Origin of the sequence: Pyrinomonas methylaliphatogenes, from assembly GCF_000820845.2 — a bacterium.
Taxonomy (GTDB): domain Bacteria; phylum Acidobacteriota; class Blastocatellia; order Pyrinomonadales; family Pyrinomonadaceae; genus Pyrinomonas; species Pyrinomonas methylaliphatogenes.
The window spans coordinates 370205-389600 of sequence record NZ_CBXV010000002.1 but is presented as its reverse complement, the minus strand read 5'-3'; the positions used below and the strand labels follow the sequence as shown (position 1 = coordinate 389600).

17 protein-coding genes are annotated in these 19396 nt (G+C 61.0%); 9 read left to right on the top strand and 8 right to left on the bottom strand.

Annotated features, from left to right (window positions below; genetic code table 11):
- Window positions 1–18 precede the first annotated feature (18 nt).
- Together PYK22_RS16305 and ispH are read left to right on the top strand one after the other, a co-directional pair.
- The gene (locus tag PYK22_RS16305) at window positions 19–2733 is read left to right on the top strand and encodes a DEAD/DEAH box helicase (protein ID WP_060635287.1); all 2715 of its coding nucleotides are present in this window, start codon (window positions 19–21) and stop codon (window positions 2731–2733) included.
- A 98-nt stretch (window positions 2734–2831) separates the two neighbouring features.
- A complete protein-coding gene (gene ispH, locus PYK22_RS03340) occupies window positions 2832–3701 on the top strand; it encodes a 4-hydroxy-3-methylbut-2-enyl diphosphate reductase (protein ID WP_041974252.1) in 870 nt (289 codons plus the stop codon).
- 178 nt (window positions 3702–3879) lie between these two features.
- Here the strand turns inward: ispH and PYK22_RS03335 are convergent, their stop codons facing one another.
- Together PYK22_RS03335 and PYK22_RS03330 are read right to left on the bottom strand one after the other, a co-directional pair.
- Complete coding sequence (locus PYK22_RS03335) at window positions 3880–4482, bottom strand: hypothetical protein (RefSeq protein WP_157770639.1); 603 nt, start codon at window positions 4480–4482, stop codon at window positions 3880–3882.
- 96 nt (window positions 4483–4578) lie between these two features.
- Window positions 4579–4809 (bottom strand): hypothetical protein, encoded by a 231-nt coding sequence (locus PYK22_RS03330; RefSeq protein WP_041974246.1) that lies wholly within the window; start codon window positions 4807–4809, stop codon window positions 4579–4581.
- Between the two features lie 306 nt (window positions 4810–5115).
- Between PYK22_RS03330 and PYK22_RS16300 the strand changes: the two genes are divergently transcribed.
- The 6 genes from PYK22_RS16300 (at window position 5116) to PYK22_RS17465 (ending at window position 11708) form a co-directional block, all read left to right on the top strand.
- Window positions 5116–6231: a response regulator gene (locus tag PYK22_RS16300; protein ID WP_157770638.1), complete on the top strand. Its 1116-nt coding sequence runs from the start codon at window positions 5116–5118 to the stop codon at window positions 6229–6231.
- Window positions 6232–6413: 182 nt separating this feature from the next.
- Complete coding sequence (locus tag PYK22_RS03320; RefSeq protein ID WP_041974242.1) at window positions 6414–9137, top strand: valine--tRNA ligase; 2724 nt, start codon at window positions 6414–6416, stop codon at window positions 9135–9137.
- On the top strand, window positions 9134–9988 hold the full coding sequence (gene nadC, locus PYK22_RS03315) for a carboxylating nicotinate-nucleotide diphosphorylase (protein ID WP_041974239.1): 855 nt from the start codon (window positions 9134–9136) through the stop codon (window positions 9986–9988). The genes PYK22_RS03320 and nadC overlap by 4 nt, the downstream gene beginning before the upstream one ends.
- A 92-nt stretch (window positions 9989–10080) precedes the next feature.
- The gene (locus tag PYK22_RS03310; RefSeq protein WP_041974236.1) at window positions 10081–10821 is read left to right on the top strand and encodes a hypothetical protein; all 741 of its coding nucleotides are present in this window, start codon (window positions 10081–10083) and stop codon (window positions 10819–10821) included.
- Between the two features lie 22 nt (window positions 10822–10843).
- A complete protein-coding gene (locus tag PYK22_RS03305; RefSeq protein WP_041974234.1) occupies window positions 10844–11191 on the top strand; it encodes an XdhC family protein in 348 nt (115 codons plus the stop codon).
- 214 nt (window positions 11192–11405) lie between these two features.
- The gene (locus PYK22_RS17465) at window positions 11406–11708 is read left to right on the top strand and encodes a hypothetical protein (protein WP_157770637.1); all 303 of its coding nucleotides are present in this window, start codon (window positions 11406–11408) and stop codon (window positions 11706–11708) included.
- 213 nt (window positions 11709–11921) lie between these two features.
- Here PYK22_RS17465 and PYK22_RS03295 read toward each other — a convergent pair whose 3' ends face one another.
- From PYK22_RS03295 to dapF, 3 genes are all read right to left on the bottom strand, one after another.
- Window positions 11922–13454: a DUF3108 domain-containing protein gene (locus tag PYK22_RS03295; protein ID WP_162199781.1), complete on the bottom strand. Its 1533-nt coding sequence runs from the start codon at window positions 13452–13454 to the stop codon at window positions 11922–11924.
- A 216-nt stretch (window positions 13455–13670) separates the two neighbouring features.
- Entirely contained in the window at window positions 13671–14396 is a 726-nt protein-coding gene (gene pyrF, locus PYK22_RS03290) for an orotidine-5'-phosphate decarboxylase (RefSeq protein WP_041974229.1), read from the bottom strand.
- A 24-nt stretch (window positions 14397–14420) separates the two neighbouring features.
- Entirely contained in the window at window positions 14421–15278 is an 858-nt protein-coding gene (dapF, locus tag PYK22_RS03285; protein WP_041974227.1) for a diaminopimelate epimerase, read from the bottom strand.
- A gap of 122 nt (window positions 15279–15400) precedes the next feature.
- Here dapF and panD point away from each other — a divergent pair, with 122 nt between their 5' ends.
- Complete coding sequence (gene panD / locus PYK22_RS03280; RefSeq protein ID WP_083437565.1) at window positions 15401–15799, top strand: aspartate 1-decarboxylase; 399 nt, start codon at window positions 15401–15403, stop codon at window positions 15797–15799.
- Between the two features lie 29 nt (window positions 15800–15828).
- Here panD and tyrS read toward each other — a convergent pair whose 3' ends face one another.
- The 3 genes from tyrS to PYK22_RS03265 form a co-directional block, all read right to left on the bottom strand.
- Window positions 15829–17043: a tyrosine--tRNA ligase gene (gene tyrS / locus PYK22_RS03275; RefSeq protein ID WP_041974556.1), complete on the bottom strand. Its 1215-nt coding sequence runs from the start codon at window positions 17041–17043 to the stop codon at window positions 15829–15831.
- Window positions 17044–17072: 29 nt separating this feature from the next.
- Window positions 17073–18482, bottom strand: a complete 1410-nt coding sequence (gene ftcD, locus PYK22_RS17145) for a glutamate formimidoyltransferase (protein WP_083437564.1) — start codon at window positions 18480–18482, stop codon at window positions 17073–17075.
- A gap of 64 nt (window positions 18483–18546) precedes the next feature.
- Entirely contained in the window at window positions 18547–19323 is a 777-nt protein-coding gene (locus PYK22_RS03265; RefSeq protein ID WP_041974222.1) for a sulfite exporter TauE/SafE family protein, read from the bottom strand.
- Window positions 19324–19396: the final 73 nt, after the last annotated feature.

Here is a 19396-nt window from a genome sequence, read left to right as displayed (position 1 = left end):
GGGTAAAATCGCTACCGCATGGCACGGCTTAAGGACAGAGATCGAGAGCGCCGAACCAGAAGGCCGGCAGGGCGGAAGGCGCAAAAGGGCGGGGCGCAGCGTTCTAAAGCGAGCGCGACTCGGGCCGCAACGCGCCCGCGCGCCGTCCGCCGTCTGCTCGAGGGGATCGGCACGCCGGAAGCGGGTCCGTTTATACCGGACCCATTTCAACTCGAAGCGCTCGAGCGAATAGAACGTGAGGATCTTTTGGTGACGGCTCCGACCGGGGCGGGTAAAACTTGGATCGCGCGCGAGGAGATCCGTCGTCTGCTCGGACAAGGTCGTCGCGCCTGGTACACCAGCCCGCTCAAAGCCTTGACCAATTCGAAGTACGAAGAGTTCAGGCAAGAGTTCGGAGCCGAACTGGTCGGAATCCTCACGGGAGATCGTCGCGAAAACGCGGACGCCCCGCTCATCGTCGGCACGACGGAAGTCTACCGCAACCAACTCTTCGATGCGCTGCGCGGCGGCAGTGAGGTGCGCGCCGATCTGGTCGTCTTTGACGAGGCGCACTACATGGCGGATGAAGAGCGCGGTCACGTCTGGGAAGAAGCCATCATCCTCACCCCACCGCGCGTGCGCGTGCTGCTGCTTTCGGCGACAATCGGCAACCCTGAGGAGGTGGCTGCGTGGATCGAACGGGTGCGTGGCACGCGATGCGGGATCGTCAAGCGCGAAGGCGCGCGCCCAGTGCCTTTGCGTGCTGCATTCCTGTTCCCCGATGGGGAGATCGCGCCGCTCGTCGATGAGGCGGGTAAGTTCAACGCTGAAATCTTGCGGGCGTTGGAAGATTTCGTCGTCAAGGATGGCTGGACCAGATCTGGACGCCAAGCGCGCATACACTTGCCTGAAATGCCGCCCGCGACGCTGCTCAACGCTTTGGGAGCTTACGATCTTCTTCCGGCGATCGTCTTCTTGCCGACGCGGCGACGTTGCGATGAGGCGGCGACCGAAGCCGCCATGTTACGGCGCGATCTGGACGAAGAGAGAAGAGCAGCGCGGCGCGCTTTCTTGCGCGAATTCGCGCGCGCGCATCCGGAGATCCGTCATCATCGACATTGGGAGGCGGTCGTGCGCGGCGGCGTGGCCGCTCATCATGCTGGCCATTTGCCGGCGTGGAAGCTGGTCGTCGAACGGATGATGGGCGCAGGGCTTCTCGATGCCATCTTCGCCACCGCGACGGTCGCCGCCGGCGTCGATTTCCCGGCGCGGACGGTGGTGCTGACTTGCACGGATATGCGCACAGGGCACGGCTGGCGTCCGTTGACGGCTTCCGAGTTTCAGCAGATGACGGGGCGCGCCGGCAGACGCGGGAAAGACAACGTCGGGTTCATCGTCGCCTCTCCGGGACCGCATCAGAATCCGCAACGTATGGTCCAACTCTTGAACGCGCCGCCCGATCCGTTGGAAAGTCAATTCCGCGCGACCTATACGACGCTGCTCAACTTGCTCGATGCTTACGGCAGCTTCGCTCAGGTGCGCGAGATAGTCGAGCGCAGTTTCGCCTATCGCGATCTGACGGAACAACTTTCGGCCTTCGAGCATGAAAGCCGACGGATCGCGGAACGGATCAAGGAACGGATCGCGGCTGCCGGTTGCGACTCCGGTGTGGAGCGGGCGCGCGCCTTGGAGCGATTGGCGAGCGCGCGCGCTTATCTTCTTGAGGGCGGTCCGGCGACCCAGGCTGAAACGCTCATGCACTGGCTCGACGATGTAGTCGTGCCGGGCCGCGTCGTGCAGATCGGGCGGAACAGAGATCGTCTGATCTTCGTCACGGAGAGGCGCGGGATGAACCTGATCGGCGTGCGTCCAGATGGGCGGCGCGTCGTCTTGAGCCTCGCGCGCGTCGGGCGCGTTTACAGCCGCATCTACGGATTGCGCGACAAGGCGCGCGAGGTCGCTTTCGCTGAAGTGCGCGCCGGCAGCGTCGAACCGCTCGCTGAGCCGCGTCTTCGCGAAGCGCGAGAGGAGACGAGTGAGGCCGTCGCGCTGCTCGACGAGCTCATCGAACGTGTGACTGGTCCAGCCGACGGCCCTTGCGCGCGCGCGTTATGGGAGACGATCGAAGAGGCCGAAAGGCTGGAAAGGTTGGAGCGCCGCCTCGAAAACCTCCGCGCCGAAGCGTGGCGTCCGTTCGAACAGCGCGCGCGCGTGCTCGCGCACTTCGGCTATCTCGATATGCGCGCTGAGCGCGTCACCGAACGCGGACGCTGGCTCGCCGACCTTCGTCTCGATCGTCCTTTGCTCGTCGGCGAGGCTTTGGAGCGCGGCCTCTTCGCGCGGCTCGATGTGCCGCGCACAGCCGGTTTGATGGCGGCGCTTGCCGCAGATGAAGAGCGCGATTACGGCGAACTCCCGCTCGACGATGAGTTGGTGATGGCGCTCGCCGATTTCGAACAGATCGCTTACGAAGTGGCGAGCATCGAGTGGCGTGAAGATTTAGAACCGGCTTCGGAGATAAACTTCTCTGCCGCCGCCGCGGCAGCGCGTTGGGCGCAGGGCGTTTCGTGGCTCGATCTGGTGCGTGAAACCAAAGCCGAAGAGGGCGATCTGTTTCGACTCTTCTCGCGCACGGGAGAATCGCTCATGCAGATCGCGGCGCTTCGCCACGCTCACGCGGATGCGGCTCGTCGGGCAAAGGCTGCGGCGGAAGCCATCTTGCGCGAGCCGGTGCGTTCGGAAGCCTTGTTGTAATCTTCGATCGCGACGATTCGCGCCTTGAAATCGGGCGAGCGAGCCTGTTATCCTCTCCGCAGGCATTGCGCCGATCTTTCGATAGACTGGCCTGAACGATGGAAGTGCTTTTGGCGGAAGAGTACGGTTTCTGTTTCGGCGTCGAGCGCGCCGTCGAAATGGTCGAAAACGCGCTGCGCGAAGGCGGCGGCAAAGTGCGAACGCTCGGACCGCTCATTCACAACAAACAAGAGATGGAGCGGCTCGAGCGTGAGGGCGTATCGACCATGGATGCGCCCGAAGAGGCTGACCGCGAAACGGTCGCGGTGATCCGCGCGCACGGCGTCGCGCCGCAAGTCAAACGCGAACTCGAAACCCGCGCCGCCAAGGTGATCGACGCGACATGCCCTTTCGTTACCAGGGTGCAGCGTTTGACCGAACGCGCGGCCAAGCAGGGGCGGGATGTGGTCGTCGTCGGCAATCCGGACCATCCCGAAATGATCGGCGTGCGCGGACATGCGCCCGAAAGGACTTATATCGTGCGCGATGCGAGCGAAGTGGAAAAGCTGCCGCCATTGCATGCGCCGATCGTGCTTTCGCAAACCACGCTCAAACTGAAGACGTTCTTGGAAGCGGCTGAAGCTGTGCGCGCTAAGGCCGATGCTGAACCCGAAGTCGTTAACACGATCTGCTCGGCGACGCGAGATCGTCAGGAGGCAGCCCGCGCTTTGGCCAGTCAGGTCGATGCCTTCTACGTGATCGGTAGCACACACTCTTCCAATAGCATGAAACTGCTCTCCGTCTGTAAAGAGCAGTGTGAACGAAGCTTCCTGATCGAGACGGCGGATGACATCAACCCGCAGGACCTGAAAGGCGTGAAGCGAGTCGGCGTGACGGCTGGCGCTTCGACGCCGAATTGGCTGATCGAGCAGGTCATCACGCGCTTGCATGAGATCGGTCGCGCGCACGACGCGGCGCAAGATGCTTGATTGCCACCTCAGGGCCGAAAAGAGCCTTTGACGCGCCCATTAAACTCGGAGGCGAAGACGAAATTTGAGCGCCGGCAAAGGCTAGGCGCAAAAGCGAAGGGCCGTTTGAAACGGCCCTTTCAATCTGTCGGCAGGTGAATTGACGTGACCCAGCCCGCTCACAACCTCTTTTCCGCGGTCATGAATCGAGCTCTACTTCCGCCGCCTCTTCGATCGCTTCGATGACCCAGCGCGCTTCTTCCGATCCGTACTCCTCAGCTTGAATGTAGAGCGCGATGCGGGCGACGCCTGCGTCCACCGGATCGTTGAGCAATTGCACGAGAGCGGATGTCGGAGCTTGGGCCAGGGTTTCGAACGCGATCGCACGAATCATGACGTTGTTCGAGCGGGCCAACTCGCTGATCTCGCTCAATGCAAGGCGCGTCAGAAGCGAATCGGCCAGTTCGTCCACCTTCTTAAAGTCCTTTGCGCGTAGAGCGCGCGTGAAAAGGAGTTCGAAGCTTTCGGCTGAACGCGCTTGTGTGTGCAGGATGGCTGCACAAGCGTCCGCCATCCGCATCAGCGCTTCGATCTGCTCCGCGTTGAGGTTACCTTTGGCCTCTTTGGCGCGATCCTCTAACGCGGCGAGTAGCCGGCAAAGCTCCCACTCGGCGCGGGCATCGTAGGGGATGGCCGTCAGCGAGGTTTGCAGCGCGCGCTCGACCAATCTCTTGGTCGTCGGACGCATCCCTTGCCATGCGCTGGCGACGCGCTCGCCAAATTCCTCTATCGTCTTGTTCAAACTCTTCTCCATACTCTCGGCGCTGGGGCTAGCCCAGCAGAGTTAACTATAAGCGAAAATCGTGCCAAAAGCGAGACCGGCTGACGCGCCCCGAGACTAGCGCGAAGGATCGACGTTATGATCGATGATCTCGGCGATCGAATCGAAAGCGATCTTGACGATCTCGCCATTGGCCCGTTCGATCTTGACGCTCGGTCGGTTGAGCGCTTGGGTCGTCTTCAAGCTGCGGATAAGCCCGCGCACGCGCCTTCCATCCAGCGTCACGATCTCGATGTTGTCTCTGCCATAAAGCGGCCGTAGGACCTCTAGGGCTTTGCTGACATCCATTGAAGCTCTCCTCCTTCGCAAATGTTCGAAAACGACACAGCTCTCGGCCCGATGCCGACGAAAAATTCTACGTCGAGACGCCTCGAATCCGATAGGGATACCGAACATCGCCGCTGGTGACGATATTTGTCAAGCGGAGCGCCCGCCAAACGGCTGGGCCAAGAGTTCGTTAAAGTGCGATGATAGGTAAAAAGCGCGTTAAAAATCTCTTGACGGGCGGTTATGGCCGATGTTAGTGTTTTGGCGAGTGCGCCGCATGGCAGCGCGCTCGGTCAGAGCGTGAGCTCCTGTCGTGGGAGAGCCACGTTGTTAGCGGGGCGCAAACTTCTGGTGGCGGATGATTCCGTCGCGATTCAGAAGATCGTCAGCCTGACCTTCGCCGATGAAGGGGCGAAGGTGATGGTGGCGAGCGATGGTGAACAGGCCATTGAAATATTGAAATGGGAGGTGCCTGATCTCGTCCTTGCCGACGTGCACATGCCACGGCGCAGTGGTTATGAGGTTTGCGCTTACATTAAGAGTCGAAAGAGTCTGCGACATATCCCCGTCCTACTTCTCGTTAATGTTTTTGAACCTTTCAACGAAGCGGAGGCGCGCAAAGTAGGCGCGGATGGAGTCTTGACGAAACCCTTCCAATCGATTCGGGAGCTTGTAAACAAGGTCGGTACGCTCTTGGGCGGCAAGTCGGGTGGAGACGTGGCTGAGGAGCGTGTAACGGAAGCAGCCGAAACAACGCCGCCTGCGGCTGCTGATTCGCCGAAAGTGCCATCGCCGAGCGAAGTGGGCGAAGCGAAAGGCGCTGCTGGGGTGGGCGCATCTGTGGACCAGCAGATTGGAAGCGGCGCTAAGACGACACCGCTCGTCTCAGCGGAGGCTCCGGCGGACCTGTCGGCGAGCGAGGATATCATCGAGATGAGCGAAGCGGAAGGCATGGCACAAGAGGCCGATGATCTCATCCTCGACTTGGGCGAAGAGGAGGTTAGGCAGGAGGCCGCCCTCGCTGAAGAAGAGGCTTTTGTGCTCGACCTAGATGATTTGGAGACAGCCGATGCGGGACCGAAGGTCGAAGCGGTGAGCGAAGAGGGCGAGGCCGAGATCGTGGTTGAAGTTCCGCCGGAGGAGAGCGAAGGGAGCGCGGTAGCGATCGCTGCAACCGAACCGCTCGAAGCGCAGATCACGCCCGCTGTGCTGGAAGATCAGGCGGAGCCAGACACGCCCATCTCGACGCCGAGAGCTGAGAGCAGCGCCAGTCAATTGCGGATCGACCATCTGTCACCTGAGGTGATAGATGCGATTGCGCGACGGGTCGTCGAACAGATGTCCGAGCGCGTCGTGCAGGAGATCGCCTGGGAGGTCGTTCCGCAACTAGCCGAACTGCTGATCAAACGGCAACTGGAAGAGGAACGCGCGCGGCGTCAATAGTCATTCATTACAGCTAGCAATTCGAGAGAGGATCGAAACGAGCGTCGAGGCGCTCGCTTCGATCCTTCTCCATTTATAAGGTGTATTGGCTCGGGATCGTTTGTGCCTGAGTCTCCCTTTGTTTACTATAACTGGAGGGGGCTTTCGATACCCATTCGACAATAGCGCGTTAGGTTAAAGGCATGACCGATTCGACAAAGACGGCGAAGTATATCGCTTCCGACATTCCGAAAGCTTACGATCCGCACTTAGCCGAATCGAAGCACTATCAGCGTTGGGAGGCGCAAGGGTGTTTCGCTCCGGAGAAGAACCGCGATCCCCAAGCGCCCATCTTCTCGATCGTCATTCCGCCGCCCAACGTGACGGGCTCGCTCCACATGGGCCATGCCCTTCAGCATACGTTGATGGATGTGCTCGCGCGCTACCATCGCATGCGCGGTTACCGCACATTGTGGCTGCCGGGGACGGACCATGCGGGCATTTCGACGCAGATCGTCGTCGAGCGCGAACTCAAAAAAGAGGGGTTGACGCGCCATGACCTCGGACGCGAGCGGTTCGTCGCGCGCGTCTGGCAGTGGAAAGAGCAGTACGGCTCGCGCATCACCGAGCAGTTGCGGCGCGAGGGCGCGTCCGTTGATTGGTCGCGCGAGCGCTTCACGATGGACGAGCATTTGTCGCGCGCCGTGCGCGAAGCTTTCGTCCGCCTATACGAAGAGGGATTGATCTACCGCGGCGATTACATCATCAACTGGTGTCCGAAGGATCAGACGGCGCTTTCCGATCTCGAAGTTGAAAAGGAGCCTTTTCAAGGCAAGCTCTACTACTTGCAATATCCGGTCAAAGGAAGCGATCGGCGCATCACGGTCGCCACCACGCGCCCCGAGACCATGCTCGGCGACACGGCGGTGGCGGTCAATCCGCACGACGAACGTTATCGCGAGTTGATCGGCCAAACGGTGATTCTGCCGCTCGTCGGGCGCGAGATCCCGATCATCGCCGACGAATCGGTTGACCCTGACTTCGGCACGGGCGCGGTCAAGGTCACGCCGGCGCATGATCCGAACGACTACGAGATGGGGCGTCGACACAACCTGCCGCACGTCATCGTCATGGACCAACACGCGCGCATGACCGAAGCGGCAGGACCGGAGTTCGCCGGACTGGACCGGTATGAAGCGCGCGAGCGTGTGGTCCAGCGCTTCAGCGAACTTGGGTTGCTCGAACGGGTCGAGGATTACGAATTCGCCATCTCGCGTTGCGATCGGTGCCGCACGGTGATCGAGCCGTTGATCTCGACGCAGTGGTTCTGTCGCATGAACGAGATGGCACGCGCGGCGCTCGAGGCGCTCGCCCGAGGGCGCGGTCCGCGCTTCATCCCCGAAGTTCCGTGGACCAAAGTCTACAGCGACTGGTTGGAGAACATTCACGACTGGTGCATCTCGCGCCAACTCTGGTGGGGACATCGCATTCCGGCTTGGTACACCGAAGATGGGCGCCTCATCGTCGCGCGTTCTGAAGATGAGGCGCGGGCCAAAGCTGGAACCGATCGGCTCGAACAGGATCCAGACGTTCTCGATACGTGGTTTTCGTCGGCTCTGTGGCCCTTCTCCACGCTCGGTTGGCCCGACGAGACGGAGGACTTGAAGACCTTCTACCCGACTTCGGTGCTGGTCACGGCGCGCGACATCATCTTCCTCTGGGTGTCGCGCATGGTGATGACCGGTTTGAAATTCGTCGGCGAAGTGCCGTTCCGCGATGTGGTGATCACGGCCCTCATCCTCGACAAGCACGGGCAGAAGATGTCGAAGATGAAGGGCAACACGATCGATCCGCTCGATCTTTTCGACAGGTATGGCGTGGACGCAACGCGCATCACGCTCGCGGCGGCGAGCACGGGCACGGATGTGCGTTGGCGCGACGAACAGGTCGAATCGTTCCGCAACTTCGCCAACAAGATCTGGAACGCGGCGCGCTTCTGTCTGTTGAACGCCGAGGGCGCAACGGTCGGGCGCGGATTCAGTGAAGATCGGGGGCGGTGGGCGCTTCATGATCGGTGGATCGTGTCGCGCCTCAATCGCGTGACCGAGCGCGTCAACGCGGCGATCCAGAGCTACGAATTCCACGATGCCGTACAGGCGCTTTATCACTTCTTCTGGGACGATTTCTGCGACTGGTACATCGAGCTTGCCAAAGTCGATGTCACGGCGAGCGAAGCGTCGCCGGCGGTCGTCGATGCGCGCAGCCGCCTGCTCACCATCCTCGAACAGGCGCTCCGGCTGCTCCATCCGTTCATGCCGTTCATCACCGAAGAGATCTGGCATAGACTTCCGGGCGCAGGGAAGGCGCAGTTGCATCCGGCTTACGCCGACGCCGAACCGACGATCATGCTCGCGAGCTTTCCGCAAAGCGACGCGGCGCGGCGCGATGAGCAGGCCGAACGCCAAATGCAGTCGGTGATCGATCTCATCAAGCGCGTGCGCAACATCCGTTCGGAGATGAACATAAAACCGTCGGAGCACGTGCGTGTGCTCGTCGGCGCGGCGGACGCGCATCTGCGTGAGGTCTTCGTCGCCTACGTGCCGCACATCTCGCGACTGGCGCGCGCTTCCGAAGTGCTGATCGCCGAGCGGCTGGAAGCGCCGCGAGCTTCGGCGCGCGCGGCGGTGGGCGGAGCCGAAGTGGCCGTTCCGCTCGAGGGGCTGATCGATTTCGCCGCCGAGCGCGAGCGCTTGCGACGCGAGCGCGCCAAGCTGGAAAAAGAGGCCGAAAAGATCAACGCGCAGCTTGCGAATACAGGGTTCCGCGAACACGCGCCAGCCGAAAAGGTCGAAGAGGTGAAGCGGCGGCTCGCCGATATCGAACAGCGTTTGAAATCTCTCGCGCAGGCTCTGGAGGCACTCGGATGAACTGGCTCGATGACAACGCGCTCTTTTCGCAGGTCGGAGCGTTCCTCAACGAAGACATCGGGCGCGGCGACATCACCACGCAGGCGATCGTTTCGCGCAACGCGCACGCGCGCGGTCGCTTCATCGCCAAAGAGCCGCTTGTGGTCGCCGGTTTGGAAGTAGCCGAAGCGGTCTTCGCTTCGCTCGATTCGCAGCAGCAGATCGAAGCTTTCGTCGCCGACGGCGACGAGGTTGAAGCCGGTAAGACCATTGCGCGCACGAGCGGCTTTGCTGACGTGTTACTTGCCGGCGAGCGCGTCGCGCTCAACCTGCTACAGCGGCTTTCGGGGATTGCGACGCTCACGCGCCAGTTCGTGCGCGCTGTCGAAGGGACGCGCGCGCGCATCGTCGATACGCGCAAGACGACGCCGGGCTTGAGGATGCTCGAAAAGTATGCCGTCGTGGTCGGCGGCGGGCAGAATCATCGCTTCGGATTGGATGACGGCGTCCTCATCAAAGACAACCACATCGCGCTCGCAGGCGGAGTGGCGACGGCGGTCGAACGCGCGCGTCGCTCGGTCGGGCATCTACACAAGATCGAAGTCGAAGTGTCGAACGAACGCGACCTGCGCGAGGCGATCGCAAGCGGCGCGGACATACTGTTGATCGACAATTTGACGCCCGAAGAGACCGCGCGGCTTGTCCGGATCGCGCGCGAGCTTGCGCCGCATGTTCTGATCGAAGCTTCGGGCGGCATTACGCTCGAGAACGTGCGCGCCTACGCGGAAACGGGCGTCGACTTTATCAGCGTCGGCGCGCTCACCCACTCGGCGCGCGCGATGGACATCAGCTTCAAGATCCAGCCCGGTTAAAGGAACCGCGGCGGATAGGGCGGCGTGTAAATCGGTGAGCCTCGAGCGACAATGGTTCCCTCGCAAGAGATCGAAGCAGAGGGCACGAAAAGATGTTGAACATAGTGAGATCGATGCTGCTCGTACTATCGTGCGCGTCTTTGTTGGTAAGTTCGCAGGCGCAGCAGAAGCGCGTATCGCCGCAACGGGCCGCTTCGCCGCTCGGCTACGAACCGGAACTCGTCAGCACGGCTGAAGCGGATGACGCGGCAGCAAAAGAGAATGCCGGTCGGACCGGCGGGGAGAGCGAGATCGAAAGCCTACAACGCACGGTCCGTCGCCTGTCCGCGCAGGTCGATCGCCTCAGCGAGGAGTTGAACGCGCTCAAGACGCAGCAGCGCGAACTCTTCGATCTGGAGCGACTGTCACGGGCCGAACAGCGTGCCGATAGCCTGCGCACGCAGTTGACCGATGTGCAATCGCGTGAAGCTGATCTGAAAGCGCGGCTCGAACAGCTCGAGTACGATCTGGATCCGGCAAGCATCGAACGGCGTGCGGCGCTGATCGGCACGACGCGACCGGAAGAGGTGCGCGAGCAGATCAGGCGCCAATTGGAGAGCGAGCGCGCGCGTTTGCGTTCGCAACTCGAGCTGCTCGAAAGAAGGCGTCAAGGGCTGGAATCCGCCATCGCCCGCGCTGATGCGGAGATCGAGCGGTTACGCGCGCGCCTCAATGAGGCCGATGACGAGGCGACCTCTGGTTCGATAGAATCTTCGGACGGCGAGCAAAACTCTCAGCGTAATGCGCCGCCGGTCACACAGCCGACGCGACCGCCAAGATCATATGTGCCATGATTGAATCGGGGAGCGATCGGCCATGGGAGCATTATCGCAAGCCGAAGTTTATCGGCTGATACGCGAAGCGAACGCGCGTGGCGAACGGGTCGTCGTCGCCACGGTGGCCCACACACGAGGTCCGACGCCACAACGGCGCGGCGCCAAGATGCTCTTCTTTCAAAACGGTGAAACGGCTGGGACTGTCGGTGGAGGTTGTGTCGAAGCTGAGGTCTGGGCCGAAGCGCAAGAAGTGATGCGCACGGGGCGACCGGCTCTGTACACCTTTCGATTGACGGCGGATGAGGCTAGCGAAGAAGGGATGGTTTGCGGCGGCGTGATGGAGATCCTTCTGGATGTGTGGGATGTTTCACGCCCCTCGGAGGGCTAACGTAAGCTGATGAACTCGGTCGGACGATTCTCTGCGAATGCTCGATGGCTGCGCTTCATCCGACCGGCTCGTCAGAGAAAACCTTCTCGCGATGTATCGCCCGAACTTTTGCGCCGAGTGCGGTGAACGCGTCGAACGCCGGCGATGGTTTCCGTGGACCAGTCGGCGATTCTGTTCAAAGTGTGACAAGCGCTTTCGCGCGAGCGAGTGGAAGATGGCCATCCTCCTCACCGCGTCGCTCTTGGGGGCGGGCGTCATCATCGGGCGTTGGAGCGTAGATCGCAACCCTCCGCTCATTCTTCAGCCCGCCACCCCGCAAACGGTGAGCGCGATGCCGCTCGCGACACGTCCTGTGGGCGATTCCAGCGCGGCGACCGGCGAGGTCTTCTACATCTGCGGCGCGCGAACGAAGAAGGGAACTCCTTGCCAGCGACGGGTGCGAGGTCTTGAGCGATGTTGGCAGCACAGAGGAAAACCGGCGATGCTGCCGCCCGAAAAGCTGCTCGTCCGCGATTGAAACCTCGGCGATCCCTTCTCAAGAAAGGCTCAGATCATTTGCCGGTTACATGCAGTATGCGCCCTTGCGTGCCACCATGCGGATTCTCAAAAAGCATCAATAGCTTGATCGCCTCGCCCATCACCGATTCTGCGCGCCACCATGCGGATTCTCAAGAAAGGCTCAGCCCATTTGTCGCTCACATGCGAAGACGCACAAGCCGCGGTGATCTTCTCACTGTTCGATCAACGGGATGATCTCCAGATCGGCCCTGAGCGGACCGAATGGGGTCATCGCGGACAATCTCAGCGGCAGATGCCGGCGATCATCGCTCACCCACAGGCGAAGCTGATGCTTATCGCCTTCCGCATCATCCGTAGTGAGCGCAAGTTCGATGGCGCGTATGCGCTGACCGCCGAGTTCGATGGTCGTGCGCTGTAGCGCCGTGACGTAGAGCGTGCGGGGGCGCGAGATGGCGAGGATGGCGACGGCGTTGCGTTTCGGTGGGGTGAGATCGAAGGAGCGCAGCGCATAGACGACCGATAATAGATCGTGCGTTCCGACGGGGATCTCGATCCGCTTGCCGTCATCTTGTAGCGCGAGCCCTCGATCCTGGTCCACGGTGATCGTCCGTGTGAGGCTCCAACTGCCCTCTCGCATCTGCAATTCGATCCTGAAGGGGAGCAGCGTCAGCGGATCGACATATGAGTTGATTCGATCGTTGAGCGAAAAAAGACGCGCGCTCTCGGAGGATGTTTGCGCCGTGAGCGTCAAAAGCAGCGCGTCGCGGTCGAAATAGCGCGCGCGTGGGCGAGCTTGTAGCGTGATGCGACCGATCGGAGCCTCGGTCGGACCGAGGATGAGGCGGAAATTGAGCTGCTCGTTCGGACTGAAGGGCAAGTCTCCGCGCGGGACGAGGCGTTCGACGGAGCGCGTTGCGACTGGCGGCGAAGCTCGTTTCGTTTCCGGATTAGGCGTTGGCGATCCCATCTCTTCGAAGCTGGCGATCTCGGCCCGTATCTCGCCAGCCGGATGCTGAATGGTGATGAGGAGCGGGAGATGGTTCGCGTCATCGCTGAAGTAGATCTGCGGGCGATAATCGTTCAAACGCTGATCGTTGCGCACGCGGATTTGGACGACGAGCGCGTTAAAGACGCCGATGTTGGTGTTGATCCTTTCCGCGCCTCGCACCTGCGCTTCAGCCTCGACGATCTCTGAGCCGTAGAGGATTCGGAAGCGTTGGCGCGCGCCGATCGCAAGCGGTAACGCGCGCAGATAGTAGATGGCTGACAATGGATCGAATGCGCCGGAAGCGACATTCAAAACCCGCGTCAGCGGCGCGCTCGGCGATGAGGTCAGTTCCGCTGACGGATCGTTCATCGGCGGGCGTTTGATTTGAGCGAAGTAGAAAGGGAGTCCCGAAACCGGATCGATGCGCGAAATGAAATCGTCATCGAGCGCAAGCAGCGCCGCGTTTACTATGTCAACGGTTTCAAGGTGAGCGCGCAGTTCGATCCCGTCGCGCCCATTGAAGTCCTTCCGTCCCACGACTTCCAGCTCGGCATGCGCCGCGACCGGAATGTGGGCGAAGGAGATGTTGTAGATCAATCGTTCGCCCGTTTTATAGGCGTTCGTCTGGTTCGCGCTTGATCCCAGCGCATCCGCATGGTGTGAGATCCTCGCCGTCGAGAGCTGCAAGTTTGAGACGAGGATGAGGATCAGCAGAAGCGGTCTGTTGAGCGCGGGAAGGATCCCTTTATGCAACATCGGCCAGTTGTCGGTGGCTTCTCGCAATTCGCTTCGGATACGATCATTAATTTTGAGGACGCGCCTCACCTCCGCGCGCCCTCGATAATCATCGATCATTACACGCCATCCGTCAACGCGCGTTTCCAAAATATCGCTTTGCGCTTGCGATCATGAATCTTCTACTCCCTCCATGATTGACTTGACGCCTTCGCGCTCGCGAAGATCGGACAGCTGTTATGAATCCTCTATCTCCTCAATGATCGACTCGACGGCGCGCGCCGGATCGGGCGCATCGAGCACGGCGCGTCCGATCACGATATAATCCGCGCCGGCGTTGAGCGCTTCTGCTGGCGTCATGACGCGCTTTTGGTCATGATGGGCCGTCCATCGAGGGCGCACGCCGGGCGTAACGATGAGGAAGGAGGCGCGTTCAACGGCGTCGCGCACTGGACGGATCTCGTGCGGCGAGGCGACGACGCCGTCGAGACCGACTTCCGCCGCGAGCTTGGCCAGACGCACGGCGAACGCAGTGGGCGATTCCGCGATCCCGAGTTCGTTGAGGGTCTTTTGATCGGCGCTGGTCAAGGCCGTGACGGCGATGACGCGCGGGCGCGCGATGCCTCCGCGCTCTGCCGCCATCTGCGCGGCTTCGAGCGCACGGCGCATCATTTCGCTGCCGCCGAGCGCGTGGACGTTGAAGATCGAGACGCCGAGTTTAGCCGCTTCTGCCGCGGCGCTTGCGACCGTGTTGGGGATGTCGTGGAACTTCAGATCGAGAAAGATGGGCACTCCCATTCGACTGACTTCGCGCACCGCTTCTGGCCCAGCGGCGGTGAAGAGTTGTGAGCCGATCTTAAACATGCCAACCGAAGAGCGAAGTTGCTCGACCAGCAAAAGCGCTCTCTCGATCGTTTCGACGTCGAGGGCGATGATCAAGCGATCTCTGATCTCTCGTTTCATAGGTTTGTGGTGTGCTGTGTGCCGTTAGCCTTCTTCTCCCAACCATTCGCCGCGGTAGACCGCTTCCGCCGTTCCCGTCAAGATCACTTCGCCATCTTCGCGCCATTCGACTTCGAGCGCGCCGCCCGGCATCTCGACCGTCACGCGACGGTTCACGCAGCCGTTAAGATAGGCCGCGACGGCTGCCGCGCAAGCGCCCGTGCCGGAGGCCATCGTTTCGCCAGCGCCGCGCTCCCAAACTCGCACGACGATGTGATCGCGGTCGCGCACGCGGATGAATTCGACGTTCGTCCTTTCGGGGAAACGCGGATGGCGTTCGATCAGGCTGCCGAGCTTTCGCCAATCGAATCGGTCGAAATCTTCGACGAAGACGCAGCAGTTCGGGTTACACATCTGCAACGCGGTGATCGTGACGATCTCGCCATTAACTTCGAGCGGATAGTTCAAAACGGCGTCGAGCGGTTCATCCGTTCGCATCGGGATACTCGCGCTTTCAAGCGCGGGGCGCCCGATCTCAGCCTCGAAGCGGAATCGACGTGCGCCGTAGCGCCCGCGCAAGCGATAGAGTTTGATGCCGGAGCGCGTGTGCAAGCGCAGTTCATCGTTCGTCCACGATCCGGTGTAGTGGAGATAAGCCGCCGCGCAGCGCGTGCCGTTTCCTGACATCGCGGCTTCGCTCCCGTCTGGGTTGAAGATGCGCGCTCTGAAATCGGCGTCGGCGCTCTCGGCTGGACCGATAATGGCGACTCCGTCAGCTCCCGCGCCATAGTGCCGATCGCAAAGGCGACGCGCCAGTTCGTTGAGATCGGTTGCGGGGCGAAGCGATCCTTCCTCTAGGATCAGGTAGTCATTGCCATATCCGTGAAATTTGAAGAAGCGCATAGCCGAAAGATTATACGCACAAACGGCGCGCCGTGCTGAATGGGGCCATAGGCTTTTCGCTAATTCGCTTGCGATCAGTTAAAATCGGAATCGTCGAAATGCTGGGTGAGCGTCGAGGATCGATGGGACGAATGATGCGGACGATGATTCATGGCAAGATTCATCGCGCGCGCGTAACGGGCGCCGACCTCAACTACGTCGGTTCGATCACGGTGGACCAAGATCTGCTTGATGCGGCGGGGATTTTGCCATTCGAACGGGTGCAGGTGGTGAATTTGGATAACGGCAAGCGGATCGAGACCTACACGTTGGCTGGCGAGCGCGGGAGCGGCATCGTGCAGTTGAATGGTGCCGCCGCGCATCATTTTTCGGTCGGCGATCTCGTCATCATCATGGCTTATGCGCAGGTGCCCGATCCGGTGCCGCCCGACTGGGAGCCGAAGGTGGTACTGGTGGACCAAGAGAATCGGATCGTGGAGATCATCGGCGCGCGCGAGCGTATATCGGCGGCGACCGAATAGCTCCCCTCTTCCTCGCGCCCATCCCCTAATCATCCTGCGCCGCGCACGCGCAGGAAACGGCGTTTGCCGACTTGAACGAGCAAGGGGCGTTCTGCTTCGAGCTCGATCTCGGCATCGGTGCGCGTGATGCGCTCGCCTTCTATGCGCACGCCGCCTTGTTCCATCAGACGGCGCGCTTCGCCCATGGAGGGCGCGAGTCCCGTTTCGACCAGAAGCCGCGCGACTTTCCACCGCCCGCCCGTCAAGGCGAGTTCGGGCACTTCGGAAGGCGCTTCGTGACGACGGAAGATACGATTGAACTCCTCTTCCGCTCGACGCGCGGCCTCCAGACCGTGAAAATCGGCGACGATGCGCCGTGCGAGCTCCGCCTTCGCATCGCGCGGATTGATTTCGCCGCGCTCGGCCTTAGCTCGCATCGCCTCGATCTCATCGGGGCGTAAATCGGTGCAGAGCTCATAGTAGCGCCACATCAGTTCATCGGAGATGGACATCACTTTGCCGAAGATCTCCTGCGGCGGTTCGTTGATGCCGATGTAGTTGCCTAGACTCTTCGACATCTTCTGCACGCCGTCGGTGCCTTCGAGAAGCGGCATGATGATGGCGATCTGCGGCTCTTGACCGTAAGCGCGTTGCACTTCGCGCCCCATCAAAAGATTGAACTTCTGGTCCGTCCCGCCGAGTTCGACGTCGGCCTCGAGCGCGACCGAGTCGTAGGCTTGGACGAGCGGATAGAGCAATTCGTGAAGCGCGATAGGGCGTTCTTCGGCAAGCCGTTTCTGAAAATCGTCGCGTTCGAGGATCTGTTTGACCGTGACGTGCGAAGCTAGGCGGATGAAATCTGCCGTCGTCATCCGTTCCATCCAGCGCGAGTTGAATTCGATGACGGTCCGTTCAGGATCGAGGAGCTTGAAGATCTGCGCTTTGTAGGTTTCGGCGTTGGCCTCGATCTCTTCGCGCGTCAATTGCGGGCGTGTGACGGATTTGCCCGAAGGATCGCCGATCATCCCCGTGAAATCGCCGATCAGGAAGATCGCCGTGTGGCCCAATTCTTGAAACGCGCGCAGCTTGCGAATCACGACCGTATGCCCGAGATGTATGTCGGGCGCGGTCGGATCCGCTCCCAGTTTGACGCGCAGTCGTTTGCCGGTTTGCGCTGATCTTTGAAGTTTCGCGCGAAGCTCATCTTCGCGGATGATCTCAACTGTGCCTTTGCGTAAGTATGCGAGTTGTTCTTCGATATCCATGAGTCCATTCTTCATCGGTGCGATCAACCTCATTCGAGCAAAGCGTTTTCGATCCGTTCGACGCTCTCGCGCGCGCGTTCGACCAGATCATCGGCGCGCGCGCGGTGCTCGGCGCGGAACTCTTCATCGAGAATGCGGCCAGCGCGCAAGCGAACGAAGAAGCGTAAATGCTCGACGAGCGCTCGCGCAAGCTGCGCGCTGCGGGCGAGATCGGTCTTCCAATCTTCCGCCTCATCGTGGCCCATTTCGACGTCTTCCGCGAGGGTCTCCAAAACGGCGAGCGTTTCTGCGGTGCCGCTCATCACTTCGAGCGCGAGACTGATCGCGTTCGTCATCGCCGCCTCGTCGCCTTCTGCCGCCCGCTCGTCCTGTTGCATCAACGCGCGGGCGGCCCATTCCAACTGTTGACGCAGCATCTCCAGTTCGGCGCACGACTCCCGGGTCTGATCGGCAGCCGGGCGTTTCTGGTAGGAATCGATCAGACGCGCGAGCTCTATTGCGAAGAGCGCGTGAAGTGGCGCGCGTTCACGCCGCTCGAGCGCCGCGGCGATGCGCCGTTCGAGCGTGACGTGCGCGGGATCGTTCTCCAACTGCAACCAGTAGGAGACGGCCAAATCGAAGGCCGTTTGTGGAACGAGCCCGACGATCTCGCTGCTGGCGACGGTTACACCGTAACGCGCCGCCTCGCGCCGCACGGCTTCAAAGGCGTGGTGGAGCGTCGTCCGCTCATAATCCGTCAAGTTCATCGAAACTTGCGCCATGCCGCGCCCATCGAGTTTGAAACCCAAAGCTTTCAAGAAGCGCAATCCGCCATCGCGCCCGCGCACGGCGCGGGCGATCCGTCTGGCGATCTCGGCATCTTCGGTCCTGAGATATACGTTGAAAGCGATCAGGAGCGGGCGCGCGCCGACGATGCAAGCGCCAGCCGTTTCATGCAATCGCGCTTCGCCGATGTCCGGCGCGCGCGCGGCATCTTTCTGTACAGCTTCACGTAGCCGTTCGAATCCGCCGCGGCGAACGTCTTCGAGGTTGACGCGATCCGGGCGCAGCGCCGCCCGTTCGTAAAAGTAGACGGGGATGTTCAGTTCGTTCCAGATGCGTTCGCCCGCCTCATGCGCCAATTCGACGCATTCTTCCATGCTCACGTTGCGCAGGGGGACGAATGGGACGACGTCGGCGGCTCCGATGCGCGGATGAAGTCCCGTGTGCTGCCTGAGATCGATCAGTTCTTTGGCGCAAGCGACGGCGCGCACCGCGGCTTCGACGACTCTTTCAGGCGAAGCGATGAAGGTGACGACGGAGCGATTGTGATCGGCATCCGCATGCACATCGAGCACGGCGACCTCTGGCACCGATTCGATGGCGGCGACGATCCTTTCGATGCGGTCGCGCCTTCGCCCTTCGCTGAAATTGGGCACACATTCGACGATGCGGTCCATATCTTGTTCCGATCGGAGCAATGATAAACGATCGGAGCGAATTGATGAATCGCCGGTAAGCCGATCAGGGCGCATGTAGCGCGTTTTTCCAAAGGAAATCGTAGAGCAGGATCTTGAGCGCGAGTGCGACGACCGTCGTCAGGAAGATGCGCCGGAGGAGGAGATTGTTCATGCGAAGCGCGAGGCGCCCGCCGACGAACGCGCCCGCGAACATGACGAAGGCGAGCGCGACGCCGAGCTTGTAATCGATCAGATCGCGCCACATGAAGATGAGCGTGGCGATCAGGGAAGAGAAGATGTTGATGACTTTGGTGATCGAAACGGCTTCGATGAAGGTCATGCCGAAAAAAGCGACATAAACGGCGGTGAGCATCGTAACGTAACCGCCGCTGAAGAAGCCGCCGTAGACGCCGAGCGCGAAAGTCAAGAGATACGCGGTGAAAGTCTCACGGCGTGACGGTTCGCCGCGGCGCACGCCGGCCCCCTTTTTGAGCGTCGAAAAGAGCGCCACGCCGAGCATCGAAAGCGAAACGATGAGCGGGAGCGTGCGCGATGGGATGATGAGGATGAGAAGCGCGCCGAGCGTCGAACCGGCGAGCGTCAAGGCGACAAGCTTAGGCAAGCGCTTCCGGTCAATGGCGTTCTTGCCAACGAATGGCAAGGCGCCGCCGACGCTCATGAAAGTAAGCCCGAACATGTTCGTCGCAACAGCGACGCGCGGCTCGATGCCGAACTGGAACATGACCGGCACGGTGATGAGCGAGTTGCTGCCGGTGACGACGCCGACGACGCTCGTGACGAAAAAGAGCGAAAGGAGCGCGACCCATTCAGCGATGCTCATAAGTTTCCCCGAACTGTGAATAGTGAAGCAGAGTGAGCGCTGAAAAAGCAACGCCTGACGAAGCGTCTAACTG